Annotated in this window: 15 protein-coding genes and 1 pseudogene; 6 read left to right on the forward strand and 10 right to left on the reverse strand. The window is 62.9% G+C overall.

Annotated elements, in window-relative coordinates; genetic code table 11:
* The first annotated feature begins 25 nt into the window (after positions 1-25).
* Together EV286_RS15385 and EV286_RS15390 are read left to right on the forward strand one after the other, a co-directional pair.
* Complete coding sequence (locus EV286_RS15385) at positions 26-2,878, forward strand: winged helix-turn-helix domain-containing protein (protein WP_132958000.1); 2,853 nt, start codon at positions 26-28, stop codon at positions 2,876-2,878.
* 143 nt (positions 2,879-3,021) lie between these two features.
* The gene (locus tag EV286_RS15390) at positions 3,022-3,711 is read left to right on the forward strand and encodes a nuclear transport factor 2 family protein (protein WP_132958001.1); all 690 of its coding nucleotides are present in this window, start codon (positions 3,022-3,024) and stop codon (positions 3,709-3,711) included.
* Between the two features lie 28 nt (positions 3,712-3,739).
* On the opposite strand, the gene EV286_RS15395 is transcribed toward EV286_RS15390, so the two are convergent.
* From EV286_RS15395 to EV286_RS15405, 3 genes are read right to left on the reverse strand one after another with little or no spacing between them, the layout of a single operon-like run.
* Positions 3,740-4,117: a glyoxalase gene (locus EV286_RS15395; RefSeq protein WP_132958002.1), complete on the reverse strand. Its 378-nt coding sequence runs from the start codon at positions 4,115-4,117 to the stop codon at positions 3,740-3,742.
* Between the two features lie 6 nt (positions 4,118-4,123).
* On the reverse strand, positions 4,124-4,846 hold the full coding sequence (locus EV286_RS15400; RefSeq protein WP_281041089.1) for an SDR family oxidoreductase: 723 nt from the start codon (positions 4,844-4,846) through the stop codon (positions 4,124-4,126).
* 23 nt (positions 4,847-4,869) lie between these two features.
* Positions 4,870-5,661 (reverse strand): SDR family oxidoreductase, encoded by a 792-nt coding sequence (locus tag EV286_RS15405; RefSeq protein ID WP_132958004.1) that lies wholly within the window; start codon positions 5,659-5,661, stop codon positions 4,870-4,872.
* Between the two features lie 124 nt (positions 5,662-5,785).
* Here EV286_RS15405 and EV286_RS15410 point away from each other — a divergent pair, with 124 nt between their 5' ends.
* Positions 5,786-6,715, forward strand: a complete 930-nt coding sequence (locus EV286_RS15410) for a LysR family transcriptional regulator (RefSeq protein WP_132958005.1) — start codon at positions 5,786-5,788, stop codon at positions 6,713-6,715.
* Here the strand turns inward: EV286_RS15410 and EV286_RS15415 are convergent.
* Together EV286_RS15415 and EV286_RS15420 are read right to left on the reverse strand one after the other, a co-directional pair.
* Positions 6,712-7,481, reverse strand: a pseudogene (locus EV286_RS15415) (SDR family NAD(P)-dependent oxidoreductase). The gene EV286_RS15410 and the pseudogene EV286_RS15415 sit on opposite strands and share 4 nt — an antisense overlap.
* A 13-nt stretch (positions 7,482-7,494) precedes the next feature.
* Entirely contained in the window at positions 7,495-8,400 is a 906-nt protein-coding gene (locus tag EV286_RS15420) for an SDR family NAD(P)-dependent oxidoreductase (protein WP_165932855.1), read from the reverse strand.
* Positions 8,401-8,695: 295 nt separating this feature from the next.
* On the opposite strand from EV286_RS15420, the gene EV286_RS15425 reads away from it, so the two are divergent.
* From EV286_RS15425 to EV286_RS15435, 3 genes are all read left to right on the forward strand, one after another.
* Positions 8,696-9,364 carry a methyltransferase domain-containing protein gene (locus EV286_RS15425; RefSeq protein WP_132958007.1) on the forward strand — a complete coding sequence of 223 codons (669 nt, stop codon included), beginning with the start codon at positions 8,696-8,698 and terminating at the stop codon, positions 9,362-9,364.
* Between the two features lie 37 nt (positions 9,365-9,401).
* The gene (locus EV286_RS15430) at positions 9,402-10,037 is read left to right on the forward strand and encodes a TetR family transcriptional regulator (protein ID WP_132958008.1); all 636 of its coding nucleotides are present in this window, start codon (positions 9,402-9,404) and stop codon (positions 10,035-10,037) included.
* 315 nt (positions 10,038-10,352) lie between these two features.
* Entirely contained in the window at positions 10,353-11,231 is an 879-nt protein-coding gene (locus EV286_RS15435; protein ID WP_132958009.1) for an aldo/keto reductase, read from the forward strand.
* A gap of 381 nt (positions 11,232-11,612) precedes the next feature.
* Here EV286_RS15435 and cydX read toward each other — a convergent pair whose 3' ends face one another.
* The 5 genes from cydX to cydD form a co-directional block, all read right to left on the reverse strand.
* Complete coding sequence (gene cydX, locus EV286_RS15440) at positions 11,613-11,735, reverse strand: cytochrome bd-I oxidase subunit CydX (RefSeq protein ID WP_132958010.1); 123 nt, start codon at positions 11,733-11,735, stop codon at positions 11,613-11,615.
* Between the two features lie 14 nt (positions 11,736-11,749).
* Positions 11,750-12,907: a cytochrome d ubiquinol oxidase subunit II gene (cydB, locus tag EV286_RS15445; RefSeq protein ID WP_132958011.1), complete on the reverse strand. Its 1,158-nt coding sequence runs from the start codon at positions 12,905-12,907 to the stop codon at positions 11,750-11,752.
* A gap of 6 nt (positions 12,908-12,913) precedes the next feature.
* Entirely contained in the window at positions 12,914-14,497 is a 1,584-nt protein-coding gene (locus tag EV286_RS15450) for a cytochrome ubiquinol oxidase subunit I (protein WP_132958012.1), read from the reverse strand.
* 82 nt (positions 14,498-14,579) lie between these two features.
* A complete protein-coding gene (locus EV286_RS15455; protein WP_132958013.1) occupies positions 14,580-16,271 on the reverse strand; it encodes an ATP-binding cassette domain-containing protein in 1,692 nt (563 codons plus the stop codon).
* Positions 16,268-18,058: a thiol reductant ABC exporter subunit CydD gene (gene cydD, locus EV286_RS15460; protein ID WP_132958014.1), complete on the reverse strand. Its 1,791-nt coding sequence runs from the start codon at positions 18,056-18,058 to the stop codon at positions 16,268-16,270. The genes EV286_RS15455 and cydD overlap by 4 nt, the downstream gene beginning before the upstream one ends.
* Positions 18,059-18,062: the final 4 nt, after the last annotated feature.

Here is an 18,062-nt window from a genome sequence, read left to right on the forward strand (position 1 = left end):
CAATGAAGCCCTGGCGCCAGTAGCGATGCACACGACTGCCGGAACGACCTTCGGCCCGTTCACTCTCTTCATCTCGGAACGTCTCCTTGAACGTGACGGCGTGCCTGTCGCCGTCGGCAGCCGAGCGCTGGATATCCTGATCGCACTCGTGGGGCAGGCGGGCGAGATCGTCAGCAAGAGGGAGCTCGTGGATCAGATCTGGCCCGACACCACGGTCGATGAGGGCGCGCTTCGCGTCCATATCGCGGGCCTGCGCAAGGCGATGGGCGACGGTGTAGATGGTCAGCGCTTCATCGCGAACATCCCCGGCCGCGGCTATTGCTTTGTGGCTCCGATCGGCAAATCCGGCGCCGCCTCTGCCCCTCCGACGGCCGCGGCACCGCCCGAAGTGCCCCGTGCCTCCACCTTACCGCCTGTGCTCGCCAGGATGATTGGCCGCGACAAGACGGTTGCCGAAATCGTAGAGCTTGTCCATCAAATGCGCTTCGTGACGATCGTCGGGCCGGGCGGCATGGGCAAGACGTCGGTTGCGATTGCTGTCGGCAACAAGCTTCGGAGTGCCTTCGCCGATGAGGTCTATTTCGTCGACATCGGCCAGGTGAGCGATCCGGATCTCGTTGCGAGCTCCGTTGCAGCCGCACTCGGCATTGTGGTTCATGCCGGAGATCCCGTCTTCGCGATCGTCACGGCCCTTCGCGGGCGGCGCATTCTCGTCATTCTCGATTGTTGCGAGCATGTCATCGAAGCGGCTGCGGCGCTGGCCGAGAGGCTGTTCGCAGGCTGCTCCGACATCCATATACTTGCCACCAGCCGCGAGGCGCTCCGCGTTGACGGAGAGCAGGTTCATCTGCTCGGCCCGCTCGACGCGCCCCCGCGCGGAGAGACGCTGAGCGCGGCGCACGCGATGACATTTCCCGCCGTGCAACTCCTCCTCGAACGCGCAAGCGCCAGCGGAAACCGTTTCGAGATGACGGATGCGAACGCGCCCGTCATTGCCGACATCTGTCAGAAGCTGGATGGCATTGCGCTCGCCATAGAGCTTGCTGCCGGCAGCATGGGAACCTTCGGCCTGCAGGGCGTAGCCTCTCTTCTCGACAACAGATTCAGGTTGCTGCTTCAGGGACGCCGCACCGCGCTGCCGCGCCACCAGACCCTGAGTGCGATGCTCGATTGGAGCTACAACCTTCTTCCGCAGGAGGAGCGGCTGATCCTCAGGCGTCTTTCCGTGTTTGTCGGCACCTTCACGCTCGAGGCCGCTCAGGCGATCGCCCGCGACGATGCGATCGATGAGCATCGGACTACCGACATTGTTCTCAACCTCGTCAGCAAATCCCTTGTCTCGACGAAGATTTCCGATGCGGCGACCCGGTTCCGGCTGCTGGACACGACGCGCGCCTATGCCTTTGCCAAGCTTGTGGAGGCAGAAGAGGCCGCCGTCACCCAGGCCGTGCACTGCGCCTATTTCCGCGATGTTCTCGACGCGGCGGTGGCCGCCTCCCTGTTGCCTGCGGGTTCCGGTGCACTTGCGGCACTTTCCGAGCATCTCGGCAATATCCGCTCGGCGCTGAGATGGAGCCTCGAGAGTGGGGCTGACCTCGAAAACGGCGCACGCCTTGCGGCCGGCGCGGCGGCGCTCTTTCTTGAACTGTCGTTGCTGGCCGAGTGCAGCTTGTGGACCGAGCGCGCACTGGCGGCGCTGAGCCCCGCCCAGATCGGCTCGCGAACCGAGATGGAGCTGCGGGCTTCCTTTGGCGTGTCGCTCATGTTCACCAAGGGCAACATCGTGAATGCGCAGGCGGCGCTCACGAAGAGCCTCGCCCTTGCGCAGGCGCTCGACGACCCCTACCAGGAACTGCGACTTCTCGGCGGCCTCAACATATTCCAGATCCGCCTTGGCGACTTCAGGGAAGCACTTGTGATCGCAAAGCAGGCGAAGGAGGTCTCGCTGAGAGTCAGCGATCCTGCGGCCGGCACGATCGTCGACTGGATGCTCGGAACCGCCTATCACCTGCTTGGCGATCAGGTCGCTGCCCACGCCCATTGCGAAAGCGTGCTCGGCCAGCACACCCTGTCGCAGCGCATCAATACCATTCATCTGGGCTTCGATCATCGGATCCGTGCGCTCGTCGCTCTGGGACGGACACTCTGGTTGCGCGGCTTCCCGGAGAGGGCCTCCGAGGTGGCACATTTCACCATCAAGGAAGCCGCGACGCTCGAGAACCCGGTCTCGGTCTGCATCGGCTACATCTATACCGCTGCCGTCTTCCTCTGGAACGCGGATTGGGAGACTGCCGAGGATGTTATCGAGCAGTTGATCACCCACGCTCAAAGGCATTTCCTCGACCCATACCATGCGGTCGGGCTTGGATTGAAGGGAGAGCTTGCCGTCAGGCGCGGCGAATGCGCGGCCGGGAAGGTGCTCCTGAAAACCGCGCTCACAGCCATGGAAACCGAGCGGCACCACGTGCTCAAGACGGCGGCGATGATAGCGCTTGCCGAGGGCTTTGCGCAGTCGGGCGAGCATCGCCAGGCACTTGAGGTCATCGACCGGACGATCGCGATCGTCGGCGAGACGGAGCAATCCGTCGACATGCCGGAAATGCTGCGCCTCAAGGCCGAGTTTCTGCAGGCGCTGGGTCCGGGTGCCGAAGAAGAGGCTCTCTCTATCCTGGAACACGCCCTAGCCGTCGCACGCCAGCAATCGGCCCTTGGCTGGGAATTGCGCGTGGCAATGAGCCTTGCCCGGCTGCAACTGCGGCGCGGCGGTCCATCTGACGCTTTCCTTCCCCTTCGAAGCGCCTATGACCGCTTCACGGAGGGCTTCGAGAGGCGCGATCTCGTGGATGCGGCGCAACTCTTGGGTTCAATCGAAACCTGAAAAAAATCTGAAAACGACAACCTATGGTCAGATAGGCAAGGTGCTTAACACCTCTTTGCAACACATAACATACGTCCTCGACAGAAATCGCCATAGTAGTAACCACTGTCGCGCGCAATGGCGCTCTTCATGGGTAGAATTGCATGGCCGTCAAGTTACCTTCCATCATTTCCGTTTTCCATCAGGCGGTCGAGCGCACTGATTTTGCCGCGCTAGAGGCAATTCTGGCCGATGATGCCGTCGTTGTGCACGAAGGCAAGGAGATCGTGCGCGACAATCTCAGGTCGTGGTTTGAGGGCTGCGCGCAGGGCGGGAGAACCAGTCTCCGCCCACTGGACGTTTCGAAGAAGAACAATGGCGCGACGCTGACCGCTGTCTTTCACGATGTCGGCAGATCGAACGAACTGAATCGCGCCGTTGAAATGGAATGTCGCTTCCTCCTGACCGGAGGAAAAGTCGCTTCACTTCACGTCGAGCGTCGCAACCTGCCGGCGATGCCCGCATGTGTCGAGGCCTATATCTGTGCTACCAACTCGTCAGACCTGGAGGCGCTGGTGGCGAGCTTTGCCGAAGATTCGATGGTCAACGATCAATTCCGGGACTATTGGGGCAAGCAGGCGATCGGGGAATGGTCCGCAAGGGACATCATCGGCGCGGAACTCACCATGTTCGTCACGAATGTCGTTCAGCATCATGGCCACACAGTCGTGACCGCCAATGTCGAGGGGAATTTCGATGCGCGAGGCCTGCCGGAGCCCTTCGTTCTCGCCTTCTATTTTTCCTCGACCGACAACGAGATCGTCCAGCTTCTTATCTTGCGCAATCAGGTCTGATCTCGTCCGGCGAGAGCCGCAGCCACAGCTATTGGGGCTGCGGCGCGGCGCCCTCGCGGAAGACCAGCTCGAGGAGAATGCCGGTAGGCGTCCGCACAAAGAGGCGGCGCTCCCCGAGCTCGGGCAGGTCCATCGTGGAATAGGCGACGCCGAGTGTTTCGAGCTTCTGCCGGTATTGCAGATAGCCCGCAAGGCGGAAGCCAACGTGATCGATCGTCTCGCCGCGGCGGTCGACCGCTCCGCCTTCGCCGGGGATAAGGTGTACGATGGGCTCGCCATTCGCGTAGAGCCAATATCCGGGAAAGGGGAAGTCCGGCCGGTTGCCGGGCTTCAGGTCGAGCACAGTCTCGAGGAAGATGCGTGTTCCCTCGAGATCTGCCGTTCGCAGTGTGACATGGTCGAGCATAACGGCCTAGCCTATCGCGCCGCCGCCATCGACCCTGACGGTGGAGCCGGTCGCGAACGAGGTGGTCATCAAAAACATGACGGCGTTGGCCACGTCGTCGGGTGTGCCGACGGTGCGGGCCGGAAGGCTTGCGCTCGCACGGGTAAACATCGCCGAGCGCGCATCCTCGGACATCTTGCCCCAAAGCGGCGTGTCGATCAGCCCCGGCGAGACCGTGTTGACGCGCACGGGAGCGAGTTCCAGCGCAAGGCCGCGCGCAAGACTTTCGACCGCTGCGTTGATCGCGCCCTGGAGCACCGAGCTTGCTGACGGACGCACGGCGAGGAAGCCCGAGATGAAGGTCAGCGAACCACGTTCCTCGAACTTTGCGTGCCGGGCGATGCGGTAGGCGCCCCAGAACTTGCTTTCCATCGAGGCCTTGGCGTCGGCGAGCGCCAGCGCACGCACCGGCCCCGAGGCGGTCTGGGATGCCGAGACCAAGATGTGGTCCCACGGCTCGTTGCCGGAGAAGAAGCTGCTGACGGCCGCGTCGTCACCCGTATCGAGAACGGCAGTAGCGGCATTTGCACCGAGCTTCGCGCGAGCCGCTTCGAGCTTCTCGCTCGATCGGGAGGCGATGGTGACCGCTGCACCGGCCTCGCTGGCGGCGATCGCAGTTGCCAGCCCTATGCCGGAGCTGCCGCCGACGACCAGAACGCGCTTGTTGGCAAGTGATTGCATACTGATGATCCTTTGTGATTGTCGCGTTGCGCTCAGGCGATGGTTGGTATGACGCCGCCATCCACCCGCAAGGCGGCTCCGTTCGTGGCGGAAGACAGTGGGCTCGCCACGAAGGCCACGAGGTCGGCGATCTCGTCCGGCGAAATCAGCCGCTGCAGCAGCGAGGAGGAACGGTGCTTGGCGAAGAACTCGGCCTCCAGTTCCGCCGGTGTGGCGGAGGGGTCGCTGGAGGTGCTTTTCAGGAAATCAACGATGCCCTCGGAACGTGTCGGGCCAGGCAGAACAGTGTTGACCGTCACCCTGCTGCCCTTTGTGAGATCGGCAAGACCTCGCGAGATGGCAAGCTGGGCCGTCTTCGTCATGCCGTATTGGATCATGTCGCTTGGTGTGTTGATGGCGGATTCGCTGGAGATGAAGATGATGCGACCGGCATCCCGTTCCAGCATGCCCGGGAGATAGGCGCGTGCCAGGCGCACGCCGCTGAGGACATTGATTTCGAAATAGCGCATCCAGTCATCGTCGCTGATGTCCACGAACTGCTTGATCTCGTAGATGCCGAGGTTGTTGACGAGAATGTCTACCGAAGGCACGGCCTTCACGAGGGCTGCTGCACCTTCTGCCGTTGCAGGATCGGCAAGGATGCCGCGAACTTTGCCACCCGTCGTGTGGCGGATATCTTCCACTGCCCGGTCGAGCTTGGCCTGGTGGCGACCCGTGATGAAAACGGACGCGTTTTCGGCGGCGAGCCGGCGCGCGATCTCCAGGCCGATGCCGGCCGTCGATCCGGTAATAAGTGCGATCTTTTCCTTTAGCTGCAGCTCCATGCGTCGAACTCCTTTGAAAGGGGCTTGCGACCTTCGCATCGCCTTCTGGAGAAAAATTTAGTCGTCGCGACGAAAGAGAGAATAGGTTTCAACGAAAAGAGTTTCTTGCTATATCAGCAAGAATATGGCCGATAACCTTTTCGAGATGCTGATCTTTGTGCGCGTTGTCGAGGCCGGCAGCCTGTCCGGCGCGGCGCGCAACCTTCGCCTTTCCCTGGCCGTCGTGAGCCGCAAGCTTGCGCGGCTCGAGGAGCGCCTGGGCGTCAGACTTGCAAACCGGACCACACGCACGCTTTCCTTGACGGAGGAAGGGGCAGCGTTTCACGCACGCTGCGTCCGCATCCTGGCGGAAATCGAGGAGGCAGAAATGGAGGCGACGCGCGCGCGTCACGCCGCTGCGGGCCTGCTGCGCGTCACCTCGACCTTCGCCTTCGGACGGAGGCGGCTTGCGCCGCTGTTGCAGGAGTTCCAGACCCAGCATCCCGCCCTCCACGTCCATCTCGATACGTCCGATACGCTCGTGAACATCGTGGAAGAAGGCTACGACCTTGCGATCCGTTTCGGAGCGATGGCCGATTCCAGCCTGATCGCGCGCCAGCTCGCACCGAATGTCCGCGTCATCTGCGGGGCTCCCGCCTATCTCGATCGGCGTGGAAGGCCGCAGACCGTCGCCGACCTTTTGGAGCATGACTGCATTGTCTTCGGCGATCCGCCCCTCGATCACTGGACTTTCGCAGACGGTGCGATGGTGCACATTGGCGGCTCGCTGTCGACGGGAAATGGCGAACTGGCACATGCCTGGGCGTTGCAGGGCGCCGGCCTGGTCATGAAGTCGATCTGGGACGTGAAGGACGATGTCGATGCTGGCTGGTTGGAGATCGTGCTTCCCACCTTGCCGCTGCCTGCGTCGCCCATCCATGCCGTCTATCCGCACAGCCGCCATGCGGCGGCCCGGGTCAGGCTCTGCGTAGACTTTCTGGCGGCGCGCCTCAAGGCTCAGGCAACGTCCATTGCAACGCCCGTGCGCCTTCAGCATCTTCCGGAAGGCGACTAGGCGTATGCCCTTGCCGCGAGCGAGACGCCCGTCAGTCGTTCGGAGACATCCCAGAGCTGCCGCCAGACCGTCTCGTCAAGCGCACGATGCGCGATCTTGGCGCGTGCCGGCGGTCCCTTCAGCTCGTAGAAGCCATCCGGACCATAAAGATCTCCGCCCTGAGCCTCCGGCGAAGTCGCGGCATAGAGCGTCGGCAGCGCGCCAGCCGCAGCCGAATGGGAGAGGAACGGTTGCAACAGCTTGCCGAAACGTTCCGTGAGCGATGGCCCCTGGCGGCCCATTCGAGGACCGGTGCTCTGAAGTCCAGTGACGGCATAGCCCGGATGAGCCGCTGTGCTCATCAGGTTCCAGCCTTCGGAACGCGCCCGGCGTTCGAGCTCGAGGCTGAACATCAGCGTTGCCAGCTTGGATTGGCTGTAGGCACCCCAGCTTCGGTAGCGGTCCTGCGATTGCAGGTCGGCAAAGTTGATGTGGCCGGAGCGATGGGCGAGGCTGCTGACGGTGACAACGCGCGGCAGCCGTCCGGCACGAACCCTCGGCAAGAGATGCAGGGTGAAGGCGAAATGCCCGAGATAGTTGGATGCGCCGCCGCGATCCTCGCAAGCACTTCCGCGCCTTTCCTTTCGTTGCGCGAGGCGATGATGACGCGTGCCCCGGCGCCCGCGAGCGCCAGCGCGGTTTCGTAGCCGATCCCGCTCGTGGCACCCGTGATGACGGCGGTGCGTTCGGATTGGGACGGTATATCCTTGAGTGTCCAACCAGGCATTCTTTTGGTCCTTTCAGGAAAAGCTGAAGCGCACTCCGGTCAGGGCTTCGGCCTGCTGCCAGAGCTTTTCGCGTAGTTCGTGGTTGCGGGCTGCCTCGGGCAGCTTGATGTAGCCGGGCGGACCGCTCGCCTGGATGAGCCTTGTCGGGCCGATATAGGCGTCGGGCCGGGCTTCGGCGGCAGTGGCGGCAAAGAGCACCGGGTCGGCGACTCGGTCGAGCGGATAGCCGACGATATCGATCAATCGGTTGGCGAACCATCGAAGCACGCCGGGCGTGTGCCGCTGGATGGAGGTGTTGGCGGTGCCGGGATCGACCGCGATGCTGGTGATGCCGGCCCTTGCCGTACGCTGATTGAGCTCGACGGCGAACATGACGCCGGCAAGCTTGGACAATCCATAGGCGCGCATCGGTCCATAGGATCTCGCGCACTGGAGGTCCGAGAGATCGATCTTGTACCAGCTTGCCGCTCGCGCGCTCACCATGACGACGCGAGCGCCTGCGGCAGCCTTGAGGGCAGGCAGGAGTCGGCCCGTGAGCGCGAAATGGCCGAGGAAATTCGTGCCCATGTGCATTTCGAAGCCATCGGTCGTGAGCGTCCTCGTGCGGACGGCCATCACGCCCGCGATGTTGAGCAGCAGGTTGATCTGGTGGCCGTCCTGCAAGACGCTGTCCGAAAACGCTGCGATCGAGGCAAGGTCTGCGAGGTCGAGCCGGCGAAAGGCGAAGTCTCCGTTGGGAACAGTGCGCCTCAGATCGGCGAGCGTAGCACCGCCCTTTTCGCGGTCACGGCCGGCGATCAGGACCTGCGCACCTTTCGCACCCATGGCACGGGCCACCTGATAGCCGATTCCCGAGACGCCGCCGGTGACGATAACCCGTCGCCCATCCTGTCGGGCCAAATCTGCTTCGGTCCACATCGCAATCATTCCTCTGCCCGCGCATCCACGGCTCGGTGCCGTCGCGAAACCATATATTGCACTAAATGCATTTTTGCAATAACAATAAAAATGCAATTAATGGAGTTTGCGTGCGATGAATTTGTGCTATGGGAATCGGACGGATGTTGCAAGACGGAGACAGCTGGCGTCGCTTGAATGAAGAGCCGGCCTTCATGGGCGCAGACATCTTGGCATATGCCCTCGAAATGCCATGCTGGAGCGGGTTCCTAGGCGCATATATTCAACCGCATTTCAGCCAGATTGGATTACGAAGATGACAGCAAGCAATTCATGTTCAGATTTCGTGCAGTTCTTCCGTTCCTGGGTCAGCCACCCGATGCGAGTGGCCGCGATCGCGCCGTCGAGCGACTCTCTCGCGCGCCTGATGACGCAAGATATCGACGCCCTCCATGGACCCGTCATCGAGCTTGGCCCCGGTACCGGCGTCTTCACGAGGGCCCTGCTTGCCCGGGGTGTTCGCGAATGCGACCTCACGCTCGTCGAGTTCGGCTCCGAATTTGTCGAGGCCTTGCGCAGCCGCTTTCCCACCGCGCGCGTCGTTCAGATGGACGCCGCCCATCTCGTCCAGGCAGAGCTGTTCGCCGACCGGGAGGTTGGCGCCGTCGTCAGCGGGCTTCCCCTCCTGTCCATGTCGCCGCGCAAGGTCGCGGGAATCATGTCCGGCGCCTTCACCTATCTGAGGCCGGGCGGCGCTTTCTATCAGTTTACCTATGGTCCCCGGTGCCCCGTGCCGCGTCCGATTCTCGACAGGCTGGGGCTGAAGGCGGTTCATGTGGGCGGCACCGTGCGCAATCTTCCGCCAGCGGCCGTCTACCGGATTTCGCGACGCAAGTCGCTTGTGCTCTCGCCGGATCGCCTGAAATATCGTAACACGCAGCCGGTGATCGACGTCAGCGCGCTTGCCGGCGACAGGGGAGGGTGAGAGCGGAGCTTCGGCCGGCCGCGGATCTCGGAAAATCATGATTGAGAAGCTGGAAACGCAACCGAAGCCGACGGAAGGCCGCCGCGAGCGCAAGCGGCGGCAAACGCGCGAACGCATTCAGGAAGCGGCCATCTCGCTGTTCCTCGAACGCGGGTTCGACGGTACCACGATCGAGGACATCACCGAGGCCGCAGATGTTTCAAAGCGCAGCTTCTTCGACTACTTCCCCAGCAAGGAGGAAGTCGTGGCCGCCTGGCAGGATTCGTTTGCCGACGAACTCGTCGAGGCCGTTGCCGCGCGCCCGGCCGGCGAGCCGATCACGAAAGTGATCGAAGAAGCCCTGATCTCGTCGGTCGTGTCGGGTGCCGCCGATCCGCAGAACCTCGCGCTTGGGCAGCTCATTCGCCAGACTCCGGCGCTGCGTGCACGTGACCAGCTCAAATACACCAAGCTCGAACGCAGGCTGACGGAGGCGCTTTGGGAGCGCGTGGGAGAGGGCGAGGCGGAAAGGTTTCGCATGGGTCTTCTCGCGGCGGTCGTCATCGCCGCCATGCGTGCCGCCGGTGAGCGATGGCAAGAGGAGCCGTCCGTGCCGCTCGACGCCTTCGCCAGGGACATCTTTCAGGAACTTTGGAGTATTCTTGCTGACTTCGGCCAGAAGAGCCCTAGATAGCGCTTCAAGACTCGCGTCGCATGGGCGATCGGCTCGATTCATCAGTTCCGCTAACAAGCCCATTGACGATTATCGCGATTATAAAGCCACCCGACCGGCGCTATCCTGACCGGTCAGGAGGTTTAACGAAGCTGTGCTGCTGCAATGCGCCTGGGAGGGGCGCTTCCGGCCCAAGCGGCACGAGCCGCGGATTACGCGGCGGCAATAATGCGCCGAGCAGCCTCTGCGCGATGGATATGTCCAAGTTCGCGCCCGGCGAAGGGCGCACCATAAATTCAAGTCATTTTTCATGGGCCAAAGATGGAGATAGAGACCATGTCTACCCACAATGCATCCAAGTCCGGCACGTTCAAGATCGGCGGCGATATTCCCGTGCATCGCCTTGGTTTCGGCGCGATGCGCATCACAGGCCCAGGCATATGGGGCGACCCCGCAGACCGCGCCGAGTCGATTCGGACCTTGAAGCGCCTGCCCGAGCTCGGCATCAACTTCGTCGATACGGCCGATTCCTACGGACCTGATGTCTCCGAGGAACTCATCCGTGAGGCGCTCCATCCATACGGTGACACGATAATCGCCACCAAAGGCGGCTTTACGCGCACCGGCCCGGATCGCTGGATTGCCCTCGGCCGTGCGGAATACCTCATCCAGCAGGCGCAGAAGAGCGCGCGGCGCCTCGGCGTCGAAAGGATCGATCTCTGGCAGTTGCACCGCATCGATCCCAAGGTGCCGGCCAAGGAGCAGTTCGATGCCATCAAATGGCTGCAGGACAACGGCGTCGTACGCCATGCCGGTCTGAGCGAGGTCTCTGTCTCGGATATCGAAGCAGCGTCAAAGGTCTTCAAGGTGGCGACGGTGCAGAACCGCTACAATCTCGTCGATCGCACGAGCGAGGACGTCCTCGACTATTGCACCGAGAAGGGCATCGGTTTCATCCCGTGGTACCCGCTTGCCGCCGGCGATCTAGCCAAGCCGGGCTCCCTGCTCGATACGATTGCCAGGAAGTACGATGCCGCGCCGAGCCAGGTCGCACTTGCCTGGGTGCTGAAGCGCAGCCCGGTCATGCTTCCGATCCCGGGCACCTCGAAGGTCAAGCATCTCGAGGAAAATGTCGCGGCCGTCGACATCGCGTTGACAGACGAGGAATTCGTCGCGCTCGACAAGGAAGGCAAGGCTCTGTTCAGGAGTGCATGACCATTCAACATAGGTTGCCGGGCCGCACCGCCAAGGTGCGGCTCGTTCTTACGGGTGTGATCGACTCCGCAATAGGCAAATTGCCTCAAATTTCATCTATTTAAGGCAAGTCGAATGGAAGCATTGCGCACAATGCATTGCTGCATTGCGGCTGTGAGTCTGTTCAGGCGGCGCATCCTTATGTATCTATTATCTCGAAAGCAGCGCACTCCTCCTCCCAGCGCTCTTTCATCGGACTGGCAACACTCCTCCTCCCAGTTGTCAGTCAGGCTTAAGAGCCCGGTGCACCTCCTCCCGCACCGGGCTCTTTTCGTATGTGCGCTTTTCTGGGTGCGGACAGAATTATGCCCGGCATGCCGTGTGGCATACCGGGCAACCGTCTCAGAGGCGTTTTTCCGCAGCCTTCTTCTTGGCGGCGTCGTCCATCAGCTCATACCACATGGCGTTGAGGACGGCGAAGGCAGCTGCCAGCGGCAGGCCGAGGATCCAGGCGAAGTACCACATCGTAGCTTCCTTTCTCAGTAGGCGTGGCCGCTCTTGTCGTTGACTGCCGCATCGTCGACCTTGCCCCAGAGGACCTTGTAGACCCAGGCCGTGTAGACGAGGATGATCGGCAGGAAGATCGCCGTCGCCACCAGCATGATGAACAGCGTGGCATGGCTCGATGATGCGTCCCAGACGGTGAGGCTCGACCGTGCATCGAACGAGGACGGCAGGATGAACGGGAACATCGAGAGCCCGACTGTGGAGATGATACCGAGGACCGACAGTTCGCTGAAAAGAAGCGTGGCAATCTCGCGCCTTGCCCGCATGGCAACGAATGCTGCCGCCGGTGCGAGAAGGCCGAGGATCGGCGCAATCATCATCCAGCTATGCGTGCCGTAGTTGGCGAACCAGATGCCGGCTCCGCGGTCGACGGTCTTGAGCAGCGGGTTGGATGGGCCGCCCTTCGCTACCTCGCTCGTGATGCGGTAGCCATCGACGCCGAAATAGAGCCAGAGCCCGCCGAGTGCGAAGAGGACGACTACCGCCAGCGCTGCAACGCTGCCATAGCTTCTCGCGCGTTCAGCAACCGGGCCGCTTGCCTTCACAATCAGCCAGGAAGCACCGTGCATGACCAGCATTGCGACCGAAAGCAGGCCGCAGAGCAGCGCATAGGGATTGAGCAGGCCGAAGAACGTACCTTCGTAGAAGATGCGCATGTCGGCCGGGTCGAAGCGGAAGGGCACGCCCTGCAGCACATTGCCGACGGCAACGCCGAAGATCAGCGACGGCACGAAACTGCCGATGAACAGCGCAATGTCCCAATTGCCGCGCCAGCGCGCGCTGTCACGCTTTGACCGGTACTTGAATGCCACCGGCCGAAGAATGAGCCCCAGAAGGACGGCAAACATCGCAAGATAGAAGCCCGAGAAGGAAACCGCATAGAGCGGCGGCCAGGCGGCGAAGATGGCGCCGCCGCCGAGGATAAGCCAGACCTGGTTTCCTTCCCAGACAGGGCCGATCGTGTTGATGGCGACGCGCCGTTCCGTATCCGTCTTGGCGACGAAGGGAAGCAGCGTTCCGACGCCAAGGTCGAAGCCGTCGGTGACGGCAAAGCCGATTAGCAGCACGCCGAGAAGCAGCCACCAGATCATGCGGAGGATGTCGTAGTCTATGAGTTGGTGCAGGATCATGATGGATTACTCCGCTGCGACGGGAACGATGGTTTCGGAAATGAGCTTGGCCTCGGGATGGTCGTCAGGCTCCGGCCCCTTGCGGATCGCCCTTATCATCAGCGTCATCTCGATGATGATCAGTACCGTGTAGAGCACGGCAAAGCCGATGATGGTCAGCAGGACCGTGCTTGCACCGAGGCTCGACACCGCCAATGCCGTCGGAAGCACGCCTTCGATGACCCAGGGCTGGCGGCCGATTTCCGCGACGATCCAGCCCGCCTCGATGGCAATCCACGGAAGCGGTATGGCAAGGACGGCAAGCTTGAGAAGGAGAGGGTACCTGTCCAGCTGCCGGCGTGCCGAGAGCCAGAAGAATGTTGCGGTCAGGAGGATGAAGAGCATCCCGAGACCCACCATGATGCGGAACGACCAGAACAGCGTCGGTACATGAGGAATGGTGTCGCGGGCCGCCTGCGCGATCTGCTCGTCGGTGGCCTGGCGCGGATCGTCGACGTAGCGCTTCAGAAGCAGGGCGTAGCCGAGCTGGTGGCCGCGGTCTTCGAACGAGCTGCGAACGGCCGGTGCAATTCCATCCGGCGTCGGGGCTGCGCGGATCGTCATCAACGCATCGTAAGCCTTGATGCCATCGCGGATGCGCGTTTCCGCCTGCTGCTCCAGCTGGTCGATGCCGGGAATTTGGGTCGTCAGGGAGCGTGTGCCGATCAGGCCCATGACCCAGGGAATGTGTACGGCGAAATGCGTCTCGCGCGCCTCTTGATCGGGGAAGCCGAAAGCAGTGAAGGAGGCTGGCGCCGGCTCGGTGTTCCACATCGCCTCGATCGCGGCGAGCTTCATCTTCTGGTTTTCGGTGGCGAGATAGCCGCTTTCGTCACCCAGCACGACGACGGACAGCGATGCGGCGAGGCCGAAGGAGGCCGCAACCGTCATGGAGCGCTTGGCGATTTCGAGATGGCGGCCCTTCAGCATGTACCAGGCCGAAACACCGAGCACGAAGATCGAGGCGCAGACATAGCCGGCCGAGACCGTGTGGACGAACTTCGCCTGGGCGACCGGATTGAAGACCACATCGTAGAAGCTTGTGATCTCCATGCGCATCGTCTGTGGATTGAGCGCCGAGCCGACCGGGTTCTGCATCCAGCCGTTCGCGACCAGGATCCAGAGCGCCGAGAAGTTGGAGCCGAGCGCCACGCACCATGTTGCCACGAGATGCCCGACCTTCGACATCTTGTCCCAGCCGAAGAAGAACAGGCCGACGAACGTCGCCTCCAGGAAAAAGGCCATCAACCCCTCGATGGCCAGCGGCGCCCCGAAGATGTCGCCGACATAGTAGCTGTAGTAGCTCCAGTTCATGCCGAACTGGAATTCCATGACGATGCCGGTGGCGACGCCAATCGCGAAGTTGATGCCGAAGAGCACGCCCCAGAACTTCGTCATCTGCCGCCAGATCTGGCGGCCGGTCATGACATAGGTCGTTTCCATGATGGCGAGCAACATGGAAAGGCCGAGCGTCAGCGGTACGAATAGAAAGTGATAGAGTGCAGTCAGTGCGAATTGGAAGCGCGATAGTGCTACGATATCCAGTTCCATAGTTAGTCTCCCACGGTCCCACGGGGGTTTTCTGTCTTCCGGGGCAGCCTTGCGGGCGGCCGCGGTCATGTTCGTCGCTGCCTCAGTCCGGCCGCAAGCCGGCGAGCGCCTCTTCGAATTTCGGATCGCCACGGTCGAGCGTCGCAATGATGCGGCCCTGGCTCATGATGGCGAGATGGTCGGCGATCGCCGCCTCGCGACGGGTGTGCGTGGCGATGACGAGCGTGCGGCCCTCGGCCTGGGCAAGCAGGCGGTTCACCACGTCACGCGCGGTCGTCCCGTCTAGGCCGTCGGTCGGCTCGTCGAGAAGCCAGAGCCCCGAATTGCTGAGTAGCAACCGGGCCAGCGCGAGCCGGCGTGCCTGCCCTCCGGAAAGCCCGAGTCCGCCTTCGCCAAGGCGGCTATCCAACCCGAGGGGAAGTGCTTCAATGTCGGCAAGCAGGCCGGCAGCCGCGAGCGCCTCCCGGAGCCGGCCATCGCCGGCGAGCGGATCGGCAAGCCTCAGATTGTCGCGCACGCTGTCCTGGAAGAGCTCGGTTCTCTGGGTCAGAAGCGTTGCGGGCACGGTCTCGATCATGCCCGCCTCGTGAGAAATCTCGCCGGCGAGGAGTGCGAGAAGGCTCGATTTGCCGGTGCCGCTCGGGCCGGCGAGGGCAAGGATTTCGCCCTTGGCGAGCGAGAGCGATATGTCCCTCAGGCAACAGTGCGCCGCGCCTTCATGGCGTGCATCGACACGAACAAGATCAAAAGCGAGCGCCTTGGGCGGCAGTGCCGGTGCCGGCGCGGGTTGGCTCTGCCGCAACCGCGGACCGACGCGCCGTGCGGCCAACGCGGTGCGACCGAGTTCCAGCGCGCCGCGGCGCAGTGCAGCAAAGGGTTCCACGGCCGCAAAGGTAACGAGCAGGCCGAGTGCCGCGACCGGTGCGGTGATGGTCCCGGCCTCGCTGAGTGCCGCAAGCGCGATCAGCGCTGCGGTGAGCAGCAGGACGGTCACAAGTGCGAAGGCAGCATTCACGCCGACCTCGATGCGGTTCAGCGCATCGTCCGCCTCGGCAAGGCAGCGATCGGCCGTGCCGATGGAGACGCGCTGCGCGTGCAGCCTGCCGGTCATGGCAAGCTCGGTCTGGCCCGAGACGAGATCGATAGTGCGGGCTCGCAATGCCTCAATGGCATGGGCACGGCGGCGGGCCGGCCGTTCCGCATATCGTGCAGCGGCGAGCGGGATGCCGATCCCCGCCAGAACGAGAATGCCGCCGATCGCCGCTCCGAGCAGCGGATGCATGAGGCCCAGCGCAAGGCTGGTACAGAGGGCGGCAAGCAAGGCGGCCACGCAGGGAACGAGGACACGCAGATAGAGTGAATCGAGTGCGTCTATGTCGGCCGTCAGCCGGAAAAGCAGCTTGGCCGGGCGGCGCAGCAGGCTCCGTGCGGCGGCAGGTTCCGCCCAGCCGCGAAACAGTCGCTCGCGCAGCGCGGCGAGCACCTGGAGCGTTGCATCATGCGTCGTCAGCCGCTCGCCATAGCGCGCGGCCGTCCGCAGGATTGCCAAGAAGCGGATGCCGGCAGATGGCGCGAAGACGTCGAAGACTGCGGCTGTGGCCAATGAGAGCCCGGCAATGGCGGTGGCTGTGATGAACCAGCCCGAGAGGCCGAGAAGTGCGATGCCTGCGATCACCGTTGCGACCGAAAGACAGGCGCCCATCACCAACGCGCGGCGGCTTTCCGCCCAGAACAGGCGACAGATGGAACCAAGGTCTTTTGCAAGGCGCCTCATTCTGCAGCCTCCATCCGTATGTCGTCGAGCCGGATGACACGCTGCATCCGGGCTGCAAGCCGTGGATCATGTGTGGCGACGATCAGCGTGCGCCCATGCGCAAGCGCAAGCAGGCTCTCGGTGATGTCCTCGGCTGTCTGCGCGTCCAGATGCGCCGTCGGCTCATCTGCGAGGATGACGCCCGGCGTCCCACCGGCGGCGGCCCGCGCAATCGCAAGCCGCAGTGCTTCGCCGCCCGAAATTCCTTTCCCGCCTTCACCGATGGGCATCGCGCCATAGGTTTCGGCAACATGCTCAAGCCGTGCCAGCTTCAGCGCATCGACAATCTCGGTGCCCCCGATGTCGACGCGACCGAGCCGGATGTTTGCGGATATGGAACCGCCAAAGATATGCGGGTGCTGGCCGATCCAGGCCATCTTGCTGCGCAGTGTTGCTGCATTCCTTTCTGTGAGCACGCAATCGCCTATCGCGATGTGCCCAGGGCCGGCCGGAGCAAGCCCGGCAATCAGCGAAAGCAGCGTGGTCTTGCCGCAACCGCTCGCGCCAAGAAGTGCGATATGCTCGCCTGGCTGCACGTGAAGGCTGAAGCCATCGAACACGGGACGCGTCTTCTTCCCAGGATGGGCAAAGTGCAGATTGTTGATGCGCACGGACGGTGCGACGGCCTTTGTGGCCGCGGCCGGGGCAGCCTCGATCTCCGCACCCGGCAATGGCAAGCCTTCCGCGGAAAGCCGCTCGATCTCCTCGAGGGCCGCGACACCCGCTGCGCGGTCGTGCCAGACGGCCGACAGTTCCCGCAGCGGCTCGAAGAAGGCCGGGGCCAGAAGAAGGATGAACAGTCCTTCCGTTAGCGAAAGCTTACTGCCCCAGGCGCCGATGCCGATCTGACCGAGCAGGCTGAAGCCGACATAGACGGCGATCATAGCAACGCCGAGCGCGGCAAAGAGCTCGAGCACCGCCGAGGACAGGAAGGCGATCTTCAGGACGGTCATCGTGCGTTCGCGCAACGATTCTGCATCGGCTCGCAGCCGCGCAGCGGTGAGGTCGACCGCACCCAGCGAGCGAATGGTCGCAAGGCCACGCAGGCGATCGAGAAGGAAGGCATTCAGATTGCCGGTGGCGACGAGCTGTTTTTCGCTCGCTGCCTTGGCGTGCCAGCCGATCAGCGCCATGAAAACGGGGATGAGCGGGGCCGCGACGAGCAGGATGATGGCTGCGACCCAGGAGAGAGGGAAGATACAGAAGAGCATCACGAGAGGCACGATGGTCGACTTCATCCGTGCCGGCTCGAAGCGCGCGAGATAGGGAACGATCGCCTCTGCCTGTTCTGCGATCACGCTGGCGGCAAGGCCGGAAGCTGGCCGCTTACCATCGATCGGCGAGCGTCCGGCAAGGGCGAGAGCTGCTTTCTGACGGAAGCTTGTAAGTTCGCTGCGGGCAGCACGAAACGCCATCCGCGCGCCGATGCCGTCGGTGCAGACCCGAACAAGCCCGAGAAGAAGGACAGCCGTGGCTGACGGAATGACCGCCGACGCACCCTGTCCATCGGCAATCAGGCCGACGGCGTGGGCAAGCAGCGCTGCCTGCGGGATCCAGATGAGCGCGGCCGCAGCCTGCACAAGGCTGGCCCGCCTGAGCGCCGGGTTCTTGACGCGCTGCCGCGACGTGCGCTCTGCCGACAGCCGCTCGGCAATTTCTGCTTTTGTACGTTGATAGCTGTCTGATTCCGGCGAAGGACCGGAAGCGTCCCGTGGGACGGCGCCTGCGTCGAGAGTGGCATCCGTCATTGCC

It is taken from the genome of Rhizobium sp. BK251 (assembly GCF_004345245.1).
In the GTDB taxonomy this organism is placed as follows: Bacteria; Pseudomonadota; Alphaproteobacteria; order Rhizobiales; family Rhizobiaceae; genus Rhizobium.

Bases quoted from the DNA above. Each gene is read 5' to 3' on its own strand.
- EV286_RS15385 (WP_132958000.1), top strand. From the start codon at position 26: ATGCACACGACTGCCGGAACGACCTTCGGCCCGTTCACTCTCTTCATC.
- EV286_RS15390 (WP_132958001.1), top strand. From the start codon at position 3,022: ATGGCCGTCAAGTTACCTTCCATCATTTCCGTTTTCCATCAGGCGGTC.
- EV286_RS15395 (WP_132958002.1), bottom strand. From the start codon at position 4,117: ATGCTCGACCATGTCACACTGCGAACGGCAGATCTCGAGGGAACACGC.
- EV286_RS15405 (WP_132958004.1), bottom strand. From the start codon at position 5,661: ATGGAGCTGCAGCTAAAGGAAAAGATCGCACTTATTACCGGATCGACG.
- EV286_RS15410 (WP_132958005.1), top strand. From the start codon at position 5,786: ATGGCCGATAACCTTTTCGAGATGCTGATCTTTGTGCGCGTTGTCGAG.
- EV286_RS15420 (WP_165932855.1), bottom strand. From the start codon at position 8,400: ATGTGGACCGAAGCAGATTTGGCCCGACAGGATGGGCGACGGGTTATC.
- EV286_RS15425 (WP_132958007.1), top strand. From the start codon at position 8,696: ATGACAGCAAGCAATTCATGTTCAGATTTCGTGCAGTTCTTCCGTTCC.
- EV286_RS15430 (WP_132958008.1), top strand. From the start codon at position 9,402: ATGATTGAGAAGCTGGAAACGCAACCGAAGCCGACGGAAGGCCGCCGC.
- EV286_RS15435 (WP_132958009.1), top strand. From the start codon at position 10,353: ATGTCTACCCACAATGCATCCAAGTCCGGCACGTTCAAGATCGGCGGC.
- cydX (WP_132958010.1), bottom strand. From the start codon at position 11,735: ATGTGGTACTTCGCCTGGATCCTCGGCCTGCCGCTGGCAGCTGCCTTC.
- cydB (WP_132958011.1), bottom strand. From the start codon at position 12,907: ATGATCCTGCACCAACTCATAGACTACGACATCCTCCGCATGATCTGG.
- EV286_RS15450 (WP_132958012.1), bottom strand. From the start codon at position 14,497: ATGGAACTGGATATCGTAGCACTATCGCGCTTCCAATTCGCACTGACT.
- EV286_RS15455 (WP_132958013.1), bottom strand. From the start codon at position 16,271: ATGAGGCGCCTTGCAAAAGACCTTGGTTCCATCTGTCGCCTGTTCTGG.
- cydD (WP_132958014.1), bottom strand. From the start codon at position 18,058: ATGACGGATGCCACTCTCGACGCAGGCGCCGTCCCACGGGACGCTTCC.